Source organism: Bacillus sp. C28GYM-DRY-1 (assembly GCF_030519405.1).
Taxonomy (GTDB): domain Bacteria; phylum Bacillota; class Bacilli; order Bacillales; family Bacillaceae; genus Bacillus; species Bacillus spizizenii_A.
This window is the reverse complement of sequence record NZ_JAUMKF010000079.1, coordinates 1-387: the sequence shown is the minus strand read 5'-3', so window position 1 is coordinate 387 and position 387 is coordinate 1. Positions and strand designations below refer to the sequence as shown.

At 74.9% G+C, this 387-nt stretch carries 1 protein-coding gene; it reads left to right on the top strand.

Features of this window, described 5'->3' with window-relative positions:
- The gene (locus Q3W56_RS21065; RefSeq protein ID WP_368045784.1) at positions 1–177 is read left to right on the top strand and encodes an alpha/beta hydrolase; all 177 of its coding nucleotides are present in this window, start codon (positions 1–3) and stop codon (positions 175–177) included.
- Positions 178–387 lie beyond the last annotated feature (210 nt).

Sequence of the window (387 nt, the reverse complement as noted above, 5' to 3'; positions counted from 1 at the left end):
ATGCACCGGCGTCTGGCGGGGTCCTCCCTGGTCACGGAGTCGGGGGCGGGGTCGCTCGGGATCGGGGGCGGGCCGAACGCGTGCGTGAACGCCCACTTGGAGGCGTACCTGTTGGAGGGGCGGGTTCCGGGGGCCCGGGCGACCTGCGGTCCGCACGCGCCCCCGGAGCCCCGCTAGGGGCGCCCTTCGGGGGCGCGGGGAACGGCACGAACGACCCCCGTGGGCTCCGCCCACGGAACCCCGCACGCACTCCCCCCGTCTTTGAGAGAGGATCCATGCAGATGGACCGGGGTGGGCGGGGGCGGAAGAGGTGGAAGGCGTGGCCGTGCGCAGTACGACGACAGCCGAGTCGGGCACGAGGACGAGGGACCACGACACCCCCGCGCC